Consider the following 2,067-nt stretch of genomic DNA (forward strand, 5'->3'; position numbering starts at 1 on the left):
CTTAAAGATAACCCCCTCTGAAACGGACTGCAAATCTACGAAAATTTAGAGTTGGACAAAATTTTTTAGTAAAAAAAATCGGCAGTCGCATCGACTGCCGAAAAAGTGCCTAATTATGAAGTATTTATAGATTAAATTATTTCATCGGACGTAAGCAGAGTTTTGTGATTACTCATCTTAGACCTCAATTTTTCTTTACGTTTATCGATTTGGTGTTTTAACGATTCAATTGCTTTGTCGGTCGCTTCTTCAAAAGATTTACACTGCTCTTTCGCGAAAAGGTCGTTCCCGGGAATAAGCAATTTAATTTCTACGATCTTATTTGCTTCGTCTGCAGTATTCTCAAGCTTGAGATATACGTCGCCACTGATTATCTGGTCAAAAAACTGATCCAGCTTATCTGCCTTCTTCTGAATAAAATCCAATAATTTAACATCTGCTGAAAAATGGATCGATTGCACTCGGATTTTCATGTTTCCTCCTTTTATGAAATTTAGAAATTAATTAATTCCCGATAACACGGGAATCTTACAATTGTAAGTGTAGAGTTCAAATCATAGACTTTGGTTTATGCTTTAGGATGTGCCTGTTTGTAAATTGATTTTAATTTCTCGACTGAGTTGTGGGTATAGACCTGTGTAGCGGCGAGGCTCGAATGGCCCAAAAGCTCCTTAATCGCGTTTAAATCAGCGCCCCTGTTTAATAGCGCAGTCGCAAATGAATGCCTCAATATGTGAGGGCTTTTTTTAGTCTGGGTGGAAATATGAGATAAGCTTGACGTCACGATGCGATATATAAACTGTGGATAAGCATTGTTTCCTTCATTGGTAACGATTAAGGAACTCGCTTTGTTGTCAAAATTTTGACTTAATTTCATTGTCAAATATTCCTTAATTAACTTGATCAATGGGGTGCCTACTGGAATTATCCGCTCCTTATTGCGCTTGCCTAAAACCTTTATACTCTGCTCATAGAGATTAACATCCTGATCCTTAAGATTTACAAGCTCCGAAAGCCGCATCCCTGTACCATATAAAAGTTCAAGTATCAGGCGGTTCCTGGCTCCTGCAAAGTTACCTTCAAAAACATCAATGCTATCTAAAAGCGAATCCATCTTCTGTTCGTCCATAACAACTGGCAGCCTTTTGGGAATTTTAGGCGCCTTTATCTGGTTCATCGGATTATTACTGATTACATCCTCGCGCTGAAGAAATTTATAGAAGGACCTGAGCACGGAAAGTTTGCGGTTAACTGTCTTGGATTCAGCACCCTGTTCCATGAGGGCAAGCATCCAACTGCGGACTTCCTGGTGAGAAATCGTTAATATATCAATCTCGTCAGGACTAAGAAAATCATTGAATTGGTTTAGGTCTTGCCGGTAGGCTGTCACGGTGTGGGGAGAGAACCGCTTTTCAAATTGAAGGTATCGAATAAATCGCTCTATAAACATCAAATCATCCATTTGCACATCAATAATTTGAATATACAAATAGTTTTAAGAATTTATATGATTGAAGAAAAAAAATAAAGGGGGGAATGATTATTAGGGCATTTCTGATACAGCACATTTGGAGGAATCGTCAATCGCTCCAAAAACAAAAAGCCATTTGCATATCAATAAATGAAATACAAATGGCTTTAAGAATTAATATGCTTAAAGAAAAATTAAACAGTATCGATGTTTAATCCTTGCTTGTAGATAGCTTTTTTAACTTCTGTACGGCGGGTAATAGACTTTTTCTCGTAGGCCTGGCGGCTTCTTAGCTCTCTTAATACACCGGTTTTCTCGAATTTCTTTTTAAAGCGTTTTAAAGCTTTGTCTAGTGATTCGCCGTCTTTTACATTAATAATGATCATAATATACAGATACCCCCTTTCAGAATTGGATTGCAAATGTACAAAAAATATTAAAGATCAATAGATTTGATAAATAAAAGTTGAACATTTTTCTTTTTCCTTTGTTCAAGTTAGACAACCTATAGACTTTATGGATCCTAAGAAAGATAACAAACAGACCGGAAGCGAAAAAGACAAAGAAGCGATCGCAAAAACGGATAAAAGCCAGAA

At 36.8% G+C, this 2,067-nt stretch carries 3 protein-coding genes; all 3 read right to left on the reverse strand.

All coding sequences use genetic code 11. The features are described from left to right. Positions 1–131: 131 nt before the first annotated feature. Complete coding sequence (hpf, locus tag WBJ10_RS01720; protein WP_424287825.1) at positions 132–473, reverse strand: ribosome hibernation-promoting factor, HPF/YfiA family; 342 nt, start codon at positions 471–473, stop codon at positions 132–134. A gap of 95 nt (positions 474–568) precedes the next feature. Continuing rightward, positions 569–1,489 carry a site-specific tyrosine recombinase/integron integrase gene (gene xerA, locus WBJ10_RS01725; protein ID WP_424287826.1) on the reverse strand — a complete coding sequence of 307 codons (921 nt, stop codon included), beginning with the start codon at positions 1,487–1,489 and terminating at the stop codon, positions 569–571. Positions 1,490–1,665: 176 nt separating this feature from the next. Then, on the reverse strand, positions 1,666–1,857 hold the full coding sequence (gene rpsU, locus WBJ10_RS01730; RefSeq protein WP_411275064.1) for a 30S ribosomal protein S21: 192 nt from the start codon (positions 1,855–1,857) through the stop codon (positions 1,666–1,668). Positions 1,858–2,067 lie beyond the last annotated feature (210 nt).

The sequence above is a fragment of the Daejeonella sp. genome, assembly GCF_049655485.1.
Classification (GTDB): domain Bacteria; phylum Bacteroidota; class Bacteroidia; order Sphingobacteriales; family Sphingobacteriaceae; genus Daejeonella.

What these genes read in the sequence shown, in the direction of transcription:
- hpf (WP_424287825.1), bottom strand. Translation starts at nt 473, where the DNA reads ATGAAAATCCGAGTGCAATCGATCCATTTTTCAGCAGATGTTAAATTA.
- rpsU (WP_411275064.1), bottom strand. Translation starts at nt 1,857, where the DNA reads ATGATCATTATTAATGTAAAAGACGGCGAATCACTAGACAAAGCTTTA.